Origin of the sequence: Paractinoplanes polyasparticus (assembly GCF_019710575.1) — a bacterium.
In the GTDB taxonomy this organism is placed as follows: domain Bacteria; phylum Actinomycetota; class Actinomycetes; order Mycobacteriales; family Micromonosporaceae; genus Actinoplanes; species Actinoplanes polyasparticus.
Genome location: NZ_JAHWFK010000034.1, coordinates 218,039 through 234,920, shown reverse-complemented (window position 1 = coordinate 234,920; position 16,882 = coordinate 218,039). Strand labels below are relative to the sequence as shown.

The 16,882-nt window shown below is 70.7% G+C and carries 20 protein-coding genes and 1 riboswitch; of the genes, 13 read left to right on the top strand and 7 right to left on the bottom strand.

The window, feature by feature from the left end; translation table 11 throughout:
- The first annotated feature begins 11 nt into the window (after positions 1 to 11).
- The 6 genes from KXC43_RS31610 (at position 12) to KXC43_RS31585 (ending at position 4,398) form a co-directional block, all read left to right on the top strand.
- Entirely contained in the window at positions 12 to 323 is a 312-nt protein-coding gene (locus KXC43_RS31610; RefSeq protein WP_221379839.1) for a DUF4229 domain-containing protein, read from the top strand.
- Positions 308 to 448: riboswitch (cobalamin riboswitch) on the top strand. It overlaps the preceding gene by 16 nt.
- Before the next feature lie 109 nt (positions 449 to 557).
- Positions 558 to 1,493, top strand: a complete 936-nt coding sequence (locus KXC43_RS31605) for an ABC transporter substrate-binding protein (RefSeq protein WP_221379838.1) — start codon at positions 558 to 560, stop codon at positions 1,491 to 1,493.
- 16 nt (positions 1,494 to 1,509) lie between these two features.
- Positions 1,510 to 2,589, top strand: coding sequence for a FecCD family ABC transporter permease (locus KXC43_RS31600; RefSeq protein WP_221379837.1), 1,080 nt, complete (start codon positions 1,510 to 1,512; stop codon positions 2,587 to 2,589).
- Entirely contained in the window at positions 2,586 to 3,362 is a 777-nt protein-coding gene (locus KXC43_RS31595; protein ID WP_221379836.1) for an ABC transporter ATP-binding protein, read from the top strand. Before KXC43_RS31600 ends, KXC43_RS31595 begins: the two co-directional genes overlap by 4 nt.
- 130 nt (positions 3,363 to 3,492) lie before the next feature.
- The gene (locus KXC43_RS31590) at positions 3,493 to 3,765 is read left to right on the top strand and encodes an alcohol dehydrogenase catalytic domain-containing protein (RefSeq protein WP_221379835.1); all 273 of its coding nucleotides are present in this window, start codon (positions 3,493 to 3,495) and stop codon (positions 3,763 to 3,765) included.
- A gap of 216 nt (positions 3,766 to 3,981) precedes the next feature.
- Positions 3,982 to 4,398 (top strand): zinc-binding dehydrogenase, encoded by a 417-nt coding sequence (locus tag KXC43_RS31585; RefSeq protein WP_308129344.1) that lies wholly within the window; start codon positions 3,982 to 3,984, stop codon positions 4,396 to 4,398.
- On the opposite strand, the gene KXC43_RS31580 is transcribed toward KXC43_RS31585, so the two are convergent.
- The 6 genes from KXC43_RS31580 to KXC43_RS31555 all read right to left on the bottom strand — a co-directional run bounded on the left by KXC43_RS31580 (position 4,395) and on the right by KXC43_RS31555 (position 9,884).
- The gene (locus tag KXC43_RS31580; protein WP_221379833.1) at positions 4,395 to 5,144 is read right to left on the bottom strand and encodes a VOC family protein; all 750 of its coding nucleotides are present in this window, start codon (positions 5,142 to 5,144) and stop codon (positions 4,395 to 4,397) included. The two genes, KXC43_RS31585 and KXC43_RS31580, sit on opposite strands and share 4 nt — an antisense overlap.
- A 50-nt stretch (positions 5,145 to 5,194) precedes the next feature.
- Positions 5,195 to 5,935 carry an ABC transporter permease gene (locus tag KXC43_RS31575; RefSeq protein ID WP_221379832.1) on the bottom strand — a complete coding sequence of 247 codons (741 nt, stop codon included), beginning with the start codon at positions 5,933 to 5,935 and terminating at the stop codon, positions 5,195 to 5,197.
- A 43-nt stretch (positions 5,936 to 5,978) separates the two neighbouring features.
- Positions 5,979 to 6,857 (bottom strand): ABC transporter ATP-binding protein, encoded by an 879-nt coding sequence (locus tag KXC43_RS31570; protein ID WP_221379831.1) that lies wholly within the window; start codon positions 6,855 to 6,857, stop codon positions 5,979 to 5,981.
- A gap of 10 nt (positions 6,858 to 6,867) precedes the next feature.
- Positions 6,868 to 7,188 (bottom strand): winged helix-turn-helix domain-containing protein, encoded by a 321-nt coding sequence (locus KXC43_RS31565; protein ID WP_221379830.1) that lies wholly within the window; start codon positions 7,186 to 7,188, stop codon positions 6,868 to 6,870.
- A complete protein-coding gene (locus tag KXC43_RS31560) occupies positions 7,185 to 7,817 on the bottom strand; it encodes a transporter (RefSeq protein ID WP_221379829.1) in 633 nt (210 codons plus the stop codon). The genes KXC43_RS31565 and KXC43_RS31560 overlap by 4 nt, the downstream gene beginning before the upstream one ends.
- A 72-nt stretch (positions 7,818 to 7,889) precedes the next feature.
- Positions 7,890 to 9,884 (bottom strand): HelD family protein, encoded by a 1,995-nt coding sequence (locus KXC43_RS31555; protein ID WP_221379828.1) that lies wholly within the window; start codon positions 9,882 to 9,884, stop codon positions 7,890 to 7,892.
- 216 nt (positions 9,885 to 10,100) lie between these two features.
- On the opposite strand from KXC43_RS31555, the gene KXC43_RS31550 reads away from it, so the two are divergent.
- The 7 genes from KXC43_RS31550 to KXC43_RS31520 all read left to right on the top strand — a co-directional run bounded on the left by KXC43_RS31550 (position 10,101) and on the right by KXC43_RS31520 (position 15,983).
- Positions 10,101 to 10,484: a type II toxin-antitoxin system RelE/ParE family toxin gene (locus tag KXC43_RS31550; protein WP_221379827.1), complete on the top strand. Its 384-nt coding sequence runs from the start codon at positions 10,101 to 10,103 to the stop codon at positions 10,482 to 10,484.
- Entirely contained in the window at positions 10,471 to 10,791 is a 321-nt protein-coding gene (locus tag KXC43_RS31545) for a helix-turn-helix domain-containing protein (RefSeq protein WP_221379937.1), read from the top strand. The genes KXC43_RS31550 and KXC43_RS31545 overlap by 14 nt, the downstream gene beginning before the upstream one ends.
- Before the next feature lie 7 nt (positions 10,792 to 10,798).
- Positions 10,799 to 11,401: an ArsR/SmtB family transcription factor gene (locus KXC43_RS31540; protein WP_255645124.1), complete on the top strand. Its 603-nt coding sequence runs from the start codon at positions 10,799 to 10,801 to the stop codon at positions 11,399 to 11,401.
- 44 nt (positions 11,402 to 11,445) lie between these two features.
- Positions 11,446 to 12,678: an MFS transporter gene (locus KXC43_RS31535; protein WP_221379826.1), complete on the top strand. Its 1,233-nt coding sequence runs from the start codon at positions 11,446 to 11,448 to the stop codon at positions 12,676 to 12,678.
- A complete protein-coding gene (locus KXC43_RS31530) occupies positions 12,675 to 13,526 on the top strand; it encodes a menaquinone biosynthetic enzyme MqnA/MqnD family protein (protein WP_221379825.1) in 852 nt (283 codons plus the stop codon). The genes KXC43_RS31535 and KXC43_RS31530 overlap by 4 nt, the downstream gene beginning before the upstream one ends.
- Before the next feature lie 64 nt (positions 13,527 to 13,590).
- Complete coding sequence (locus tag KXC43_RS31525) at positions 13,591 to 15,069, top strand: COG1361 family protein (RefSeq protein ID WP_221379824.1); 1,479 nt, start codon at positions 13,591 to 13,593, stop codon at positions 15,067 to 15,069.
- Positions 15,070 to 15,167: 98 nt separating this feature from the next.
- Positions 15,168 to 15,983: a class I SAM-dependent methyltransferase gene (locus tag KXC43_RS31520; RefSeq protein ID WP_221379823.1), complete on the top strand. Its 816-nt coding sequence runs from the start codon at positions 15,168 to 15,170 to the stop codon at positions 15,981 to 15,983.
- Here the strand turns inward: KXC43_RS31520 and KXC43_RS31515 are convergent.
- Positions 15,972 to 16,862: an AraC family transcriptional regulator gene (locus KXC43_RS31515; RefSeq protein WP_221379822.1), complete on the bottom strand. Its 891-nt coding sequence runs from the start codon at positions 16,860 to 16,862 to the stop codon at positions 15,972 to 15,974. The two genes, KXC43_RS31520 and KXC43_RS31515, sit on opposite strands and share 12 nt — an antisense overlap.
- Positions 16,863 to 16,882 lie beyond the last annotated feature (20 nt).

Here is a 16,882-nt window from a genome sequence, read left to right as displayed (position 1 = left end):
GAGAGGGAGACATGAGCCCCGCCATCAAATACACGCTCGGCCGGATCGGCCTGTTCGTGGTGGTTCTCGCGCTGCTCTCGCCCCTCCCGCTCAACATTCTGGTGACCGGCATGATCGCGATCCTGGTGTCGGCCGTCGCGTCGTTCTTCCTGCTCGCCAAGTGGCGCAACCAGATGAACGAGCAGCTCGTCGGCGTCGCGGGCCGTCGCTCGGCCGAGAAGGAGCGGCTGCGCGCCGCGCTGGCCGGCGACGAGGAAGCGGCCGCCGAGGGCGACCGGGCCGCCGCTCCGCAGCAGCAGAAGAGCGCCGAACCGCCCCGTTGATCAGGGGTGGGATAGCGTCGGAGGGACCGCGTTCAGCGAAGCCGGTGTGAACCCGGCGCTGTCCCGCAACTGTGTGACCTTCCTCCGAGGGGTCGAGCCAGGTCGCCTGGACGCCGGTCGCGAACAAGCGCTCCCGGGGAGGGGCGCCTCGCGGACAGACCACCCCTGGGGCCCTGTCGGCGAAGCACCCGGCCGACGCCCGTCGGCACAGCACCCGGCCGACCGGAGGACCTCATGAAACGTGCACTGATAACCGCGCTCGCGGCGACCACGCTGCTGCTGGCCGGCGCCTGCGGCGGCAACGACGACACGGCCGGGCCCACGGGCGATCAGCCGTCGGGTGCGGCTGCCGCGTCGTACCCGGTGACGGTGGGCGACCTCACGCTCGACCAGCGACCCGAGAAGATCGTCTCGCTCAGCGCGACGGCCACCGAGATGCTGTTCGCGATCGGGGCCGGACAGCAGGTGACGGCGGTCGACGATCAGTCGAACCATCCGGCCGATGCGCCGAAGACCGACCTCTCCGGCTTCAAGCCCAACGCCGAGGCGATCGCGGCGAAGGACCCCGACCTGGTGGTGCTCTCCAACGACATCGACAAGATCGTCGCGCAGCTGGACCGGCTGAAGATCCCGGTGCTGCTCGTCGCGGCCGCGGCCGACCTCGACGACACGTACCGGGAGATCGGTGATCTGGGCACGCTGACCGGGCATCGGGCGGAGGCCGACGTGCTGACCGCGCGGATGAAGGCTGACATCGACAAGATCGTCAAGGACGTGCCTGCCCGCAGCGCGCCGCTCAGCTACTACTACGAGCTCGACCCGACGCTCTACACGGTCACCTCGAAGACGTTCGTGGGCTCGATCTTCTCGCTCTTCGGCCTGACCAACGTGGCCGACGCCGCCGACCCGGACGGCGCCAAGGGCGGCTACCCGCAGCTCTCGGCGGAGGCGCTGGTCAAGTCCGACCCGGACACGATCTTCCTGGCCGACACCAAATGCTGCCAGCAGTCGGCGCAGACCGTAGCCGCCCGCAAGGGCTGGAACACGATCACGGCTGTGAAGACCAAGCAGATCTTCCCGCTCGACGACGACGTCGCGTCCCGCTGGGGTCCGCGGACCGTCGATCTCGTGCGCGCGGTGGCGGACGCCGTGGCCAAGGTACCGGCGTGACCGGAACGGCCGGGCGGTGACCACCACGCTCCGTGAGAACCGGGGCGGGGTCCGGCCGGCTGGTCTGCGAGGGGGCTGGCTGGCCGGTGGTGTCGCGGCCGTTCTGATCGCGCTGGTGGCGGGGCTGGCCTTCGGGTCGGTCGCGCTGCCGCCGGGCGGCGTCGCCATCGAGCTTCTCAATCTGATTCCCGGCGTCCAGCTGCACAGCGGCCTCACGGCCCGTGAGGTCGCCATCCTCACCGAGCTGCGGCTGCCCCGGGTGGTGCTCGGACTGCTGGTCGGCGGGCTGCTCGCGCTGGCCGGCGCCGCGTACCAGGGCGTGTTCCGCAATCCGCTGGCCGACCCGCACCTGCTCGGGGTGGCCGCCGGCGCGGGTCTCGGCGTGACCGCGGTGATCTCGCTGCGGGCCGGGGCTTCCGGCGACGCCACTGCCAACCTGCCGATCGGGGTGCCGGTGGCGGCGTTCGCCGGCGCGCTGCTGGCGGTCGCGCTGACCTGGCTGCTGGGCGCGGCCGGGGGTCGCGACCGCTCGCCGGCGACGCTGATCCTGGCCGGGGTGGCGGTCTCGTCGTTCCTCGCCGCCGGGCAGACCTATCTGATGCAGCGCCACGTCGAGACGTTGCGCGAGGTGTACTCGTGGCTGCTCGGGCGGCTGGCCACCGCGGGCTGGCACGACGTGCTCATCGTGCTGCCGTACGCCGTAGTCACCGCCGTCATCGTGCTGGCCCAGCGGCGCGAGCTCGATGTGCTGACCGTCGGCGACGAGGAGGCAACCGGCCTCGGCCTGCACCCGCAGCGCAGCCGCTACCTGTTGATCGTGGCCGCGTCGCTGGGTACCGCGGCGGCGGTGTCGGTCTCGGGGTTGATCGGCTTCGTCGGCATCATCGTCCCGCACACCATGCGGCTGCTGGCCGGCCCGAGCTACCGGTCGATCCTGCCGCTGTCGGTGCTGTTCGGCGGCGCCTTCCTGGCGCTCGCCGACCTGCTGGCGCGCACGGCCGGCGGGCAGGCCGAGATCCCGATCGGCGTGATCACGGCGTTCTTCGGGGCGCCGTTCTTCATCGTGGTGCTGCGCCGCAGCCGGGGGACGTCGTGAGCGCTCGGGCGATCCGGGTTCAGGATCTTCGCGTACGGCTGGACGGGAACTTGATTGTGGACGGCATCGCCCTCGACGTTTCCCGGGGCGAGTGGGTCACGGTGATCGGGCCCAACGGCGCGGGCAAGTCGACGGCGTTGCGCGCGATCGGCGGCCTGTTGCCCTGCACCGGCACGGTCGAGCTCGACGGCATCCCGGTCGACCGGCTGCACCGCCGCGAGCGGGCCCGGACGATCGCCACGGTGAGCCAGTCGCCCACGGTTCCGCCGGGCATGCGGGTGCTGGATTACGCGCTCCTGGGTCGTACGCCTTATATCCCGCCGCTCGGCCGGGAGTCCGCCGCCGACATCGCTGCCGTCGAAGAAGTGCTGGAGTCGCTGGATGTGGCCCGCTTCGCCGGCCGGCGGCTCGAGACGTTGTCGGGCGGCGAACGGCAGCGTGTCTTCCTGGCCCGGGCACTGGCTCAAGGCGCGCGGATCCTGCTGCTGGACGAGCCGACGAGTGCGCTCGACATCGGACATCAGCAGGAGGTGCTGGAACTCATCGACCGCCTGCGGGCCGAGCGCGCCCTGACCGTGCTGATGACGATGCACGACCTGACCACCGCGGGTGAGTACGCCGACCGCATGGTGCTGCTGGCCGAGGGCACGGTTGTCGCGGCGGGCACCGCGCGCGAGGTGCTCACCGAGGAGAATCTCGCCCGGCACTACCGGGTACGGGTCCGGGTGGTCGAGGGCGAGCACGGACCGCTCGTCGTGCCGGTTCGCCGCTGAGTCATGTCCCACGGACGCGCCTACAGCGTGTTGAGCGCTTTGGCGAACAACGTCTGCAGGTGCTGTTGGTCTTCCGCATTCAGCCCACGGCCCGTAACTTCTCCCGACAGCGCTGGCGGTCGAGACCGGCGTGGTTCCGGTGCTGGGCACCGGCCAGGTTCTTCTTCGCGCCGAGGCGGTCGGGGTGGCGTTCAACGACGTCACCACCAGGCTGGGGCTCAACCCGGGCAAGCTGCCGGAAGTACTGGGCTTCGACGCCGTCGGGCTGGTGCTGGCCACCGAGCCGGGGGTCACGGAGTTCGCCGCCGGGCAGCGCGTTGGCGCGCTGGTCGGCACGGGTGGTTATGCGACTCATCTGCTCGCGCCAGGCGACCCATGTCGCGCCGCTGCCCCAAGGTGTTGATCCGGCGAAGCTCGATGCTCTGCTCCTCAATTACCTAACCGCCGACCAAATGTTTCACCACATAGCTCGGCCGCGTCCCGGCAGTGCGGTTCTCGTGCTCGGCGCGGCGGGGGGCGTTGGGTCGGCGCTCATCCAGATCGCCCGATCGGCCGGCGTCACGGTGTACGGAACTTCCAGTCCGCCGCGCCGCGGTCGCGTGGAGGAGCTTGGCGCGACGTGGGTTGCCGATGCGGCATCGGTGCGGCCCCGGTGGCGGCAACCTTCGATCCGGTCGGCGGTCCGTCGCGGGCACGGTCCCGCCGGGCCACTGCCCGCGATGGTGTGGTGGTCTCCTACGGATTCAGCTTCGCTGCCGGCTCCGGGCGATCGCGAACGCGAGCTCTGGGTCGCATGTTCGCGGCTATTGCCCGCGCCGAACTCACCCCGGGCCCCCGGCTCGTCCTGCACACCGTAGAAAGCGCCGTCGGGAAGGATCCCGCCCGATTCCGCACTGATGTCGAGGCCCTCGTCGGACAGCTGTCCAGCGGTGCGATCACACCCGAGGTCACGACGTTGCCACTCGCGCAGGCGGCGGAAGCCCACCGCCTGCTCGAGAGCCGTCAGGTCACGGGAAAGATCGTGCTCCTGCCCTAGCGGGCGCCGGCGAGCACGGAGAACAGGCCGCCCTGGGCGTCGGAGAGCACCGCGTAACGGCCGATCGGCAGGGTCGTCGGGGGCTGGACCACAGCGCCGCCCAGGGCGAGGGTGTGGTCGGCCGCGACGTCGACGTCGTGCACCGAGAAGTAGACCATCCAATGCGGACTGACGTCGTCCGGCCAGAGCTCGTGCAGCATCGGCTGGATGCCGCAGACCGGTGTCTCGTGCACCTTGGCGACCACGTACGGAACCCCGGACATCGAGCTGTTGCGGAACTGCCAGCCGAACACCGACTGGTAGAAGGCCATCGACCCGTCCAGGTCGCGGGTGTTGAGCTCGTTCCAGGTGAGCGCCCCGGGCACGTCGAACAGCTCGGCGCCGCGCATCGTGCCGGGCTCCCATACGCTGAACGGCGCGCCGCCCGGGTCGAGGAAGGCCGCCATCCGTCCCTGCTCCTGCACGTCGAACGGCGGCACCAGAACCTTGCCGCCGTTGGCGGCCACCCGGGCGGTGACACCGTCGGCGTCGTTCGTGCCGATGTAGGTGCTCCAGGCCGTCGGCTGACCGGCGCCGTAGAGCGGGCCGGCGCCGGCCACCGGAAGGCCGTTCAGGGTGAAGGTGACGTAGTCGCCGGAAACCTCGGCTGACCAGCCGAACAGCGAGGTGTAGAACCTTTCCGCGTCGGCGAGGTCGGCGGTGCCGAGATCGACCCAGCTGGGTGCTCCGGGAGTCGATGGGGTCATGGCCGCATCGTCGCACCGTGCACCTTTGGACGGGCTTAAGTGTCGATGTTCTAGCTGAATCGCCGACCCTCATCGCGTCGATAGGCCCATAGGGCTCCCCCACCGAGCACCGCGGTCCAGCCCACCAGTGCGGCGATAGATCGGAAATCGTACGGAATATCGCTCACGGCCGCCCACATCAGGCCGGCCGCCCCGCCGGTGGGCAGATAGGGCGCGATGTTTTCGACGATGCCGGGCGCCAGGCCGGGGCCGGTCATCAGCCCGCCCAGGAACGCGAGCGGGAAGAACAGCACCTGGGCGACGACGATCGCGGCCTTCTGCGGCATCGAGTAACCGATCGTGAGTCCCATGAGGATGAACGGGACGGCGATGACGAAGGTGGTCGCGGCGGTGATCAGGAAGGCGAGCGGGGTGACCGTGGCCTCGGTGAAAAATGCGGCGATCAGCACGACCGGCACCAACGAGACCGCCATGAGGCAGAGGCCGGAGAGGATGCGACCGGCGAAACGGGGCATGGCCCCGGCGGGCAGGGCCCGGACGTACGGATCCCAGGGTTGGGCCCGGTCCTCCGCGACCCCCGCGCCGTGCTGGAAGAGGTTGGTCGTCATCACCGAGAACGTGATCATCGAGACGGTGGCCAGGGTCGCGTACTCCGCGTTGTCGCCGACGAACGGCACCACGAAGGCGAGCATCGCCGCCGAGGGGAAGAACGCGCTGCCGAACACGGCGATCGGGATGCGGATGGTCTCGAGCAGCTGGAAACGGGCATGGGTGAGCGCTAGAGATGACATGGATGCTCAGCCTTCAGTCTGAAAGGGACGGTCCTCGGACGAGTCAGGCGGCTGCAGGTTCGCGGGTCAGGGCGAGGAACGCCTCCTCCAGCGAGGTCGGGCGCACCTCCAGATCTTCGAAGCCGACGTCGTACGTGACCAGGTCGCGCACCAGCCGGTCGGCGTCACCGGTCAGCAGGTGCAGGCGGTCGCCCTCCCGTTCGACGCCGGTGACGCCGGTCAGCTCGGGCAGCGGCCCGCGGACGGTCAGGCTGACCCGGCGGACGGCGACCAGGCCGCGTACGGCGTCGACCGTGTCGTCGGCGAGCACCCGGCCACCCCCGATCACCACCACCCGCCGGGCCAGGGCCTCGATCTCTTCCAGGTAGTGGCTGGTCAGCACGACCGTGCCGCCCTCGGCCGAGAACGAGCGGATGCCGTCCCACAGCAGGCGCCGGGCGTGTACGTCGAGACCGGTGGTGGGCTCGTCGAGGAACACCATGCGGGGCCGGCCGACGAACGCGAGCGCGACGGCGACACGGCGCTTCTCGCCGCCGGACAATCCGCCGGTCTGCCGTCGTACGAGAGCGGTGAGCCCGAACCGGTCGAGCAGCTCGGCCCTGGGCAGGGGATTGTCGTAGTGGGCGGAGACGAAGTCGACGACCTCGCCGATGCGCAGCGAGGCGGGCAGCCCGGTCTCCTGCGGGGTGACGCCCAGCTGCCGGCGGCTGCCGGGCCGGCGCGGGTCGCCGCCGAAGAGCTCGACGCGGCCGTCCGACGGGCGGCGGATGCCGGTGAGCAGGTTGACGAGGGTGCTCTTGCCGGCGCCGTTCGGACCGAGCAGGCCCACCAGCTCGCCGGCCCGGACCTCGAACGAGACCCGGTCGAGCGCGAGCTTGTCGCCGTAGCGGCGGGACACGTCGAGGGCACGGGCCAGAGTCACGGCTTTCTCCTCAGGTCTCAGGGTTCAGCAGCGCACGCAGCGCCGCGGTGTAGTCGTCGAAGGCCAGCCGCCCGCGGCGGGTGAGCCGCACCAGGGTGGCCGGGGTCCGGCCGTGATGGGTCTTGGTGACTTCGACGTAGCCCGCTTCCTCGAGCTTGCGCAGGTGGACGGAGAGGTTGCCGGCCGTCATCCGCAGCGATTCCTGCAGCTGGGGGAAGGTGATCCGGTCGTCCTCGCGCAGCACCGAGAGGGCGGAGACGACGCGGAGCCGGGCCTGGGCGTGGATCACCGGATCGAGCTCGGTGACCAGCGGGTCGGATTGTTCGGTCATCGCAGCCGCAGCCAGCCGATCAGGCCGGCCGCGATCATGCCGCCGCCCCCGGCGACCCCGACGATCAGCGAGTGCCAGCCGGGGCCGATCAGGATGCCGGCGATGTTGATCAGGCTGGTCCAGGCGCCGAGGATGAACATCTGGCGGTCGTTCCAGATGGCGGCGCCGGCCATGTACAGCGCGCCGGTCAGCGCGACCATGCCGCCGGCCCACAACAGGCCGGCCTCCTCCTCCGGCAGCACGTTGCTGAACTGCGAGAAGAGGACGGAGAAGCCGGTGAACGCGACGGACCAGCTGATGCCGTACATCGCGCCCTGACGGTTGCTGGGGCCCATGACTCGGCGGCTGACCCGGCTGCCGACGATGCCGGTGGTGATGCCCGCGGCGATCATGAGGAGCGCGAGGGCAGCCAGCGGAAGCCAGGCCGGCAGGTCGACGAAGACCCGGCCGTCGGGGCCGAAGCGCAGGAAGAACAGCGTGAAGCCGACGAGCCAGGCGATGCCCCACGGCCAGAACATCAGGCGCGGGTCGGGCGAGAGGTCGCGGCCCACGTTGGCCCGCTCGCGCTCGATGAGGGCGAGCGACTCGGCCGGGTCGAGCGGAGAGGCGTCGTCGTCGATCGGGGTCATGCAAAGAACTTTACCGCACAAAGTCAAAGAGGTTTGTGCCATAAAGTTGGCCCCGCCGTCTTGGTTCGGTGATCAGCCCAGCGGGCTGGGCAGCGGCTTGGCGTGCACCACGGAGAGCCGGGAGACCGCGCGGGTGAGCACCACGTACAGCCGGTTGAGGCCCTTGGGTTCGGCGGCGACGATGTCCGCCGGCTCGTGGACGACCACATGGTCGTACTCGAGGCCCTTGACCACCGTGGCCGGCACCACCGTCACCCGCGCCTCGGAGTCGACGTCGTCGGGGGTCGCGTTCTCGATGCCCGCCGCCGCGAGATGCTCCCGCAGCTGCTCGACCGCCGCGTCGGCCGCGATCAGCGCGACCGAGCCCTCGTGGGCCAGGGCCGCGGTCACTTCGACCAGGGTCTCGGCGTCCAGATCGGACGGGTCGGCCACCGGGACCACGGCCAGTTCGCCGTCGCTGCGCAGTGACACCGCCTCCGGCACATCGACGCCGAGCGCCGGCAGCAGGCGGTTGGCCAGGGTCAGCACCGAGGCGGGCACGCGGAACCCGATGGTCAGCGGCACTACCGCGGCGTCCGGCTTGCCCAGGTGGCCCAGAGTCTCGCGCCACTCGGCAGCGGCCCACGGCGCGGTGCCCTGGGCCAGGTCGCCGAGCACGGTGATCGAGCCGTGCTCGCTGCGCCGGGCGATCGCGCGGGCCTGCATGGGGGAGAGGTCCTGGGCCTCGTCGATCACCACGTGGCCGAAGCTCGTCTCGCGTTCCAGGAGTCCGGCCGCCTCGTCGACCAGCAGCAGGTCGGCCGGGCTGAACTTGGCCGCCTTCACCGTGCGCGGCGGCTTGGCCCAGCGGATGGCGGCCCGTTCCTCGTCGTCGAGCACGCCCTCGGGCGGATCGGTCAGCACCTCGGCCACCAGGGCTTCGGGCGTCACGGCGGGCCAGGCCGCGTCGAGGAACCCGGTCACCGGCGCCACCTTGCTCATCTTGCGCAGCCAGGCGTCGGTCGGCGAGTTGCCGGTGCGGTACTCCGACTGGCGTTGCAGCAGGCCGACCACCCGCGCCCGCACGCGCTCGCGGCCCACCGCGTACGGCAGTCCGTCGCGCCGCGCCTCGTCGACGATCCGGCGCAGCGGCTCGGCATCGATGCGCCAGCGGTACGAGCCGTCCGACACCATGATCGGCTCGGTGGGCTTGGCCAGCTTGCGCCACAACGCCCGGCGCAACACCTCGGCCATCCGCACATCGTGCTTGACCAGGGCCGCCGCCGGGCTGTCGACCGCGCGTACCGGCGCCCGCCCGACGAGTTCCTCGACCGTGGCCTGCTGCACCTCGACCTCGCCGAGCGCGGGCAGCACGGCTGAGATGTACGACAGGAAGGCCGTGTTCGGCCCGACGATGAGCACGCCCGAGCGCCGCAGCCGTTCCCGGTGCAGATAGAGCAGGTAGGCGGCCCGGTGCAGGCCGACGGCGGTCTTGCCGGTGCCCGGAGCGCCCTGCACGCAGATCGAGTCGGCGATCTCGGCCCGCACCAGTTCGTCCTGCTCGGGCTGGATGGTCGCCACGATGTCGCGCATCGGGCCGACACGCGGTCGCTCGATCTCGGCGGTCAGGATGCGGCTGCTGGTGCCGAGTTCCTCGCCGCGGTCGAGGTGCTCGTCCTCGAAGCTGGTCAGCTCGCCCTTGACGAAACCGAACCGGCGACGGGTCGCGACGCCCTGCGGGTCACGGACGCTGGCGCGGTAGAAGGAACGGGAGAGCGGGGCGCGCCAGTCGAGCACCATCGGCTCGCCGGCGTCGTCAGTGACGTGCCGCCGCCCCACGTGGTAGGCCGCTTCCTCGATGTCGAGGCGGCCGAAGAAGAGCGGGGTGGTCGGGTCGTCGGCCAGCTCCTTGACGCGGCGGGCCATGTGCCGGCCGAGCTGCTCGGCGGTGTAGGCGTCGCCGGCCACGCGGTCGCCGGTCGAGAAGAGGGCCTCGGCCCGGCCTCGCATGCGAGCCAGCGCGGCGCGCGACTCGCTGAGGTGGCGGCGTTCGGCGGTGAGTTCGGTGTCCAGGTCGAAGGCGGGCACGGTTCATCCTCAGGCAGGGTGTTCCTGGCTGCTCGCGTATCCGAGGGCGCATCGGGTCGCCTCGGCGCGCGGGACGTCCGCTGCGGTGCATTCTCACCACGGCCGTCAAGCGGCGGACAACGTTACGCCCCGTACGCTCCCCACTCCACCGATTTACACGGCCGACCTCTCGACCACCTTCTGACTTAAGAATATGGTTAAGTTCGGAGGGGGCTGATGGAGTCGGAAATCTTGATGACCGAACAGGTCGAGCAGTTCCTCGATCTGCTCTACGAGTCGGATCGAGACTCCCATCGGCTGGTCAACCAGGCAATACTTGTGCTGGAACGGAACGGGCCGGGGGAAGGGCGTTCTCTGGTCGACACCATCACCGCCTCACGTCTCACGAACCTGAAGGAACTTCGGCCACCTTCGCGAGGACGAACGGAGATCCGCATCCTGTTCGTCTTCGACCCGTGGCGGTCGGCGGTTCTTCTTGTGGCGGGTGACAAGTCGGGCAACTGGAGCCGGTGGTATCGGAGTGCCATCCAGGAGGCGGAGGAGCGGTTCGCGCTCTACCTCAAGGAGAGGCAAAGGGAGGCGAATGATGGGCGCGACTAGGCGTTGGCGCGATACCAGCCATCTTGATCGGGCGATCGAGACTGCGGGTGGCCTCGAGGCGTTCGAGGCTGGTCTGGGAGAAATGCTCGATGAGGCTCGCGGTTGGCGCTTGGCAGAGCTTCGGAAGCGGCGTGACATGACGCAGGAGCAGGTTGCTTCGCGCATGGGGATCTCGGTTGCCCGGGTCTCGCAGATCGAGGCCGGCGACGTGTCCACTCAGGAGGTACTCGCCCGCTACATCGCGGCGCTCGGGGGCACGCTGAAGCTCATCGCGGACTTCGGGGATGAGCAGCTCAAGGTGGCGTAGCCGCACCATGAAGAATGGGGTCATGGCGGACGAGGGTGGTCGGGGCGGGGCGCGGATCTCGGATCCGCAGGTCATGCGGGCGTTGGCTCATCCGGCCCGGATTGCGATCGTCGAGTATCTGAACAACACGGGGGCCGTGGTCACGGCGACCGAGACGGCTGAGCTCGTGGGTTTGTCGCCCAGTGCGACCAGCTACCACCTGCGTGAGCTGGCCCGCTACGGGCTGGTGGAGCAGGCGCCCAGCCGGGGTGACGGGCGGGAACGCGTGTGGCAGAGCACCGGCACGGGGCTGCGTATTGACGCCCACCGGGACGAACCGGGTGCTGCCGCGGCCACCGAGGCGCTGGTCGACGTGTTCCTCGAGCGGGACATGGAACGGGCACGGCGGTGGATCCGCCGGCAGCCCGCCGAGTCGCGGGAATGGCGGGACATCGGCACGTTGAGCAGCCACAAGTTGCTGCTGACGGCCGACGAGTTGCGCGCGCTCAGTGACCAGGTCAGCGAGCTGATGGCACCCTACCGCTTCCGGGAGCGGCAGGCGGACCCGCCGGCCGGTGCCCGGGCGGTGCACGTGAACTTCATGGCCTTTCCGGACGACGCCAATACCTGACGAAGGGCTGGCGCGAACCAGATGTGAAGGATTACTTTCGAAGTATGTCCTTCACATCTGGCGAGAGTGCGCGCGAGTCGCGCTGGGGCGACGTCTATCTCGTGGCGGGGTCGCGGGCCGTCTCGGTCTGCGGCGACTTTCTCGCGGCGACCACCCTGGCTCTCGTGCTGGCCGAGGGCGGCCACGGCGGGCTGGCGGTCTCGGGGCTGATGCTCGCGGCGAGCCTGCCGCTGGCCGTGCTCGCGCCGATCACCGGGCGCGTCGCCGACCGGGTCGACAGCCGGATCGTCCTGACCGTGGCGCCCCTCGTCCAGGCCGTGATCTGCCTGGTCCTGGCGTTCACCAGTCATCCGGTGGCGATCATCGGGCTGGTCGCGCTGCTCGCCTGCGGGCTCGCGTTCACCCAGCCGGTGCTGGGCGCACTGCTGCCCGAGATGGTGCGGCCGGCCGATCTGCCCAAGGCGAGCGGGCTGAGCCAGACCGCCGGCAACATCGGCATGCTGGTCGCGCCCGCACTGGCCGGCGTCCTGGTCGGGCAGACCGGGGCCCGGCTGCCGCTGCTGCTCGACGCCGCGAGTTATCTCGCCCTGGTCGGGGCGGCGCTTGCCCTGCGTACGCGTCGGACCGGCCGGACCACAGCCAAGGGTGCCCTCGTGCCGTGGCGCCTGCGCGACGACCGCACTCTCACCGTCATGGTGGCAGTCCTGGCTGCGACGATCGCCGGGGTCAGCGCGATCAGCGTGGTCGAGGTGTTCTTCATCCGGGACACGCTCGGCGCGTCCACCACCGTCTTCGGCCTCGTCGCGGCGTCCTGGACGGCCGGCATGCTGCTCGGCAACGGGATCTTCAGTCAGGTGCCGCCGCGCCGCATCACCGTGCCCGCGTTGCTACTGGTGGTCGTGGGCTCGTGCGTGCCCGTCGTGGTGGCGGCGGCCGTCCCCGGACCGTTCTGGATCATCCCGCTCTGGGTCGCCGGCGGCGTCTGCAACGGCGGGATCAACGTCTTCATCATGGTGATCGTCGCGGGCCGGACGCCGTCCGCCGCCCGCGGCCGCGCGTTCGCCTCGCTCAACGCCTCGGTCCAGGGCGCCGGGATGATCGGCCTGCTGGCCGCGGGGCCCCTGGTCGACCGGTTCGACCCTCGCCTGCTGGTTGCCGTGGTGGGGACGTTCGCCCTGGTCACAGCATTGTCGGGGCTGGTCGTGGTGCGACGTGAGCCACCATCGGATCCGGTCATGAGCACTTCCCGGCCGCCGCGGGATAGCGTCGCAACATGAGCGACAGCGCCGGTCGGCCCCGGGTCGGGCACATCCAGTTCCTCAACTGCCTCCCGATCTACTGGGGTCTCATGCGGTCCGGCGCCCTGCTCGATGTCGACCTGCGGAAGGACACGCCCGACCGGCTCAGCGCCGACCTCGTGGCCGGCCACCTCGACATCGGCCCGATCACGCTGGTCGAATACCTGCGCCACGCCGACGAACTGCTGCTCCTGCCCAACCTCGCGGTGGGCAGCGACGGCCCGGTGCTCAGCGTCAACCTGATCTCGACCCGGCCGCTGGCCGAGCTGGACGGCCGGCCGGTCGCGCTCGGCTCCACCTCGCGTACGGGCGTGCTGCTGGCCCAGATGCTGCTGGCCGAGCGCTACGGCGCCGAGCCCGAATACTTCCGCTGCCCGCCCGAGCTCACCCAGATGCTGATCGAGGCGGACGCCGGCGTGCTGATCGGCGACCCGGCCCTGCGCGCCCTGTACGAGGCCCCGCGCAACGGCCTGCACGTCACCGACCTGGGCGAGGCGTGGAAGGAGTGGACCGGCCTGCCGATGGTCTTCGCCGTCTGGGCCGTCCGCAGAGACTTCGCGGCCGCCCACCCCGGCGTGGTCAAGGACGTGCACGAGGCGTTCCAGCGCTCGCGCGACCTCAGCCTCACCGAGCTGGACGAGGTCGCCACGGCCGCCGCCCGCTGGGAGCCGTTCGACGCCGCGACGCTGGCCAACTACTTCCGGGCGCTCGATTTCTCCCTCGGGGAGCGCCAGATCGCCGGAATCCGCGAGTTCGCCCGTCGTGCGGCGGCTCGCGGTGAGGTGCCCTCGTTGCCCGCTCAAGGGCCGCTTTTCGCCGAAGTTTGATCTTCACGCGCGCAGGCGCTACGTTCCGCGAACCTCTCAGCCGGTTCATAGGAACGGGGATCTGATGCGCCTGCGCCCGATCGCACTGCCTGCGGCAATCGCCGCCCTGGCCCTCGGCGGCCTCGCCGCCCCGGCCCAGGCCGCGCCGGAGGACGAGGGCCCGTTCGTCGGCGTCCTGATGCCCGAGCAGATCTCCGTGATCGCCGGCAAGACCAAGACCGTGCGGGCCCAGGTCCTGAACATCGGCAAGGAGACCGTCAAGGACGTCGTCGTGAGCTTCACGAACGTCGACCCGGCGGTCAAGCTCACCCTGCCCGCCGGCTGCGACGCCACCTCGTGCCAGGTCGGCGAGCTCCAGGGCAACGGCAGCAAGACGCTCTCCATCACGGTTGCGGTCACCGGTGACCAGCTCGTCTCCGGGTTCGACGTCTCGGTCGGCCCTTACACCTCCGAGGTGAGCGTGGTGCGCTCCACGGGCGGCGTCGACCTCGAGCTCGAGCCGATCGGCGACCTGAAGCTCAAGCGCGGCCAGTCCACCGCCCTGCCGATCACCGTGCGGAACACCGGCAGCGAGCCGGTCGACTCGGTCGGCCTGCTGGTGCTGGGCGAGGAGGGGCTGACGGCCTACGGCGACTATCGCAACTGCCTCTCCCTCGACGAGCTCGATGAGGAGATCGATCAGCCGGGCGTCGTCTGCAAGTTCGAGGAGGAGTTCACGCCGGGCTCGACCTTCCAGGTGCCGGCGGCGAGTCCCGTCAAGATCGGCCTCGACAAGGACGCCGGCGGTCCGTACACGTACCTCGGAGCGGTGATGGCCGTCGGCGTGAACGACGCGGACGCCGAGCTGCTGGCCAAGAAGAAGACCGGCAAGGTGCTCGAGCTCGACGCGGTCAGCAAGGCGTCCGGCATCACCGACGGGGACGCCCCGGACGACATCAACGCCGAGGACAACGTCGCCGAGTTCGGTGTCGCTGTCGGTAAGTCGGCCGCGGACAGCGCCGCGATCGGCACCACCATCACCGGGGCCGGCGGCGACCGGAAGACCTTCGAGGTGGGGGTGCGCAACCTCGGCCCGACCACGGTCATCCCGGTCAGCGAGGACTTCGAGTGGTTCGCGACCGCGCGGGTCTCGATCCCGGCCGCGATCGAGCTGACCGAGGTCGACGAGAACTGCATGCCCGCCGGTGGCGAGGACGAATTCCCGAAGCCCGGAACTGTGGACGGTCAGGACTACGTCTGCGTCCCCGAGCTCGGCCTCGGTGTCGGCGAGACCTCCACGTTCGCCTTCACCGGCACGCTGACCGGCGACAAGTCGGACACGGGCTCGGTCGTGGTGGACGGCGGCGTGCAGGACGGCAACGCCAAGAACGACAAGGCCGCGATCACGGTGGCGCTGACCGCCGCCGGCGGCGAGGGCGGTGGCGGCCTGCCGGTCACCGGAACGCCGGTCGGCTTGGTCGCCCTGGGTGGCGCGCTGCTGCTGCTCGCGGGCGGCGTCGCGGCGTACGCCTTCCGTCGCCGCCGGATCGTCACCACTCTCTGATTCCCGACGTCAGGACCGTCCCGGCCGGATCGGGGCGGTCCTGACGCGTTTCCCAAGGGCCCACGGGGTTGCTGGTCCTTACTAGGATCCGACGGATCATGAAGAGTCCCGAGTTCGACCGGCACGAGCGCGCTCGCTGGGCCGGCCGTGCTGCCGCCTACGACCGCAGCTTCGCCCGTCTCTGCGCCCACCCGGCGGCCGCCCTGTTGGAGGCGGCCGGGGTCGAGAAGGGGCACCGTCTGCTCGACGCGGGCACCGGCACCGGCACGGTCGCCGCCCTCGCGTCCTCGCAGGGGGCCTCGGTGCTGGCGGTGGACGCCGAACCGTCCATGCTCGACATCGCCGCGACCCGCCTGCCCGCGGGCGCCACCGTGCTGGCCACCCTGCCGGTGCTGCCCTTCCCGGCCCGCGCCTTCGACGCGTCGGTGGCCAACTTCGTGATCAACCATGTCGGCAATCCCGCCTCGGCCGTGGCTGAGCTGGCGCGGGTGACCCGCCCCGGCGGCCGGATCGCGGTGACCGCGTGGCCGTCCCCGCCGCCGACGGCCCAGCACCTGTGGGGTGACGTGTTCGATGCCGCCGGCGCGGAACGTCCGGCGGGTATGCCCCGCCTCGACCCGGGCAACGACTTCCCGCGTACGGAGGAAGGAGTTGCCGCCCTGCTCGAGGGAGCCGGCCTGACCGGCGTGTCGTGCATCACCCTGTCGTGGATCCTTCACGTCGATCCGGACGACTGGTGGGCCGGTCCCGCGGCCGGCCTCTCGACCGCCGGCTTGATCCTCGAACACCAGCCGCCGTCCGTGGTGGACGAGGTGCGCGCGGCCTTCGACCAGGTCACCGCCCCGTTCCGCGGCGACGACGGCCTGCTCGCCCTGCCCGCGACGGCCCTGCTGGCAGCGGGACTAAAGCACTGACATCGCCGACGCCGGGGAACCGTCCCGCAGGCGGGCGGCGTCGCGGCTCGGGGGCTCGCCGAACTGCCGGCGGTATTCGCGGCTGAATTGCGACGGGCTGTCGTAGCCGACCCGGTGGCTGACGCCGGTGACATCGTTGGGCTGGGCGGCCAGCATCAGCCGCGCTTCCTGCAGGCGGATGCGCTTCTGGAACTGGATCGGGCTCATCGCGGTGACCGCCTGGAAGTGGCGGTGGAACGCCGAGACGCTCAGTCCGGATCGTCGCGCCAGGTCGTCGATGCGGAACGACTCCCGGTAGTGGTCGCGGATCCAGCGCACGGCCTGGGCGACCTGGGTGACGCTGCTGCCGGCCAGACCCAACTGGCGTACGGCGGCTCCCTGCTCCCCGGTGACCAGGCGCCACAGGATCTCGCGGCGGATCAGCGGCGCGACGACCGGGATGTCGCGCGGGGTCTCGAGCAACCGCAGCATGCGCACGGCCGCGTCGACCAGCTCGCCGGGGGCGTCACTGACCGCGATCGCCGACGTCGGGCCGGTGGCCGGCGGCAGCGAACCGTGCGGCGCCCCCACCAGCAGGTCGGCGATCTCGGCCGGCTCCAGCACGAGACCGAAGCCGAGCGCCGGCGCCTCGGTGTAGTGGCCGCTGACCGGCAGATCGACCGAGGCGACCAGGTACTGGCCGGCGCGGTACTCGTAGACGCGGTCGCCGAGCACGAGCGTCTTCGCGCCCTGGGCGATGAGGGCCAGCACGGTGCCCGACATCGAGAACGACGACTCGTGGGCGCGGGTGGCCCGGCCGATCAGGACTCCGTCGATGGCCGTGGCGACGCCGGAGCGGGCGTGGCGGTCCAGGAGCGTACGCAATTCGTCGAGCGACACCCCTTGGAGAGTAATAGGCA

Coding starts and splice junctions, on each gene's coding strand:
- KXC43_RS31520 (WP_221379823.1), top strand. CDS start 15,168: ATGAAGAGTCCCGAGTTCGACCGGCACGAGCGCGCTCGCTGGGCCGGC.
- KXC43_RS31605 (WP_221379838.1), top strand. CDS start 558: ATGAAACGTGCACTGATAACCGCGCTCGCGGCGACCACGCTGCTGCTG.
- KXC43_RS31530 (WP_221379825.1), top strand. CDS start 12,675: ATGAGCGACAGCGCCGGTCGGCCCCGGGTCGGGCACATCCAGTTCCTC.
- KXC43_RS31565 (WP_221379830.1), bottom strand. CDS start 7,188: ATGACCGAACAATCCGACCCGCTGGTCACCGAGCTCGATCCGGTGATC.
- KXC43_RS31535 (WP_221379826.1), top strand. CDS start 11,446: ATGTCCTTCACATCTGGCGAGAGTGCGCGCGAGTCGCGCTGGGGCGAC.
- KXC43_RS31610 (WP_221379839.1), top strand. CDS start 12: ATGAGCCCCGCCATCAAATACACGCTCGGCCGGATCGGCCTGTTCGTG.
- KXC43_RS31560 (WP_221379829.1), bottom strand. CDS start 7,817: ATGACCCCGATCGACGACGACGCCTCTCCGCTCGACCCGGCCGAGTCG.
- KXC43_RS31525 (WP_221379824.1), top strand. CDS start 13,591: ATGCGCCTGCGCCCGATCGCACTGCCTGCGGCAATCGCCGCCCTGGCC.
- KXC43_RS31550 (WP_221379827.1), top strand. CDS start 10,101: ATGGAGTCGGAAATCTTGATGACCGAACAGGTCGAGCAGTTCCTCGAT.
- KXC43_RS31580 (WP_221379833.1), bottom strand. CDS start 5,144: ATGACCCCATCGACTCCCGGAGCACCCAGCTGGGTCGATCTCGGCACC.
- KXC43_RS31575 (WP_221379832.1), bottom strand. CDS start 5,935: ATGTCATCTCTAGCGCTCACCCATGCCCGTTTCCAGCTGCTCGAGACC.
- KXC43_RS31540 (WP_255645124.1), top strand. CDS start 10,799: ATGAAGAATGGGGTCATGGCGGACGAGGGTGGTCGGGGCGGGGCGCGG.
- KXC43_RS31545 (WP_221379937.1), top strand. CDS start 10,471: ATGGGCGCGACTAGGCGTTGGCGCGATACCAGCCATCTTGATCGGGCG.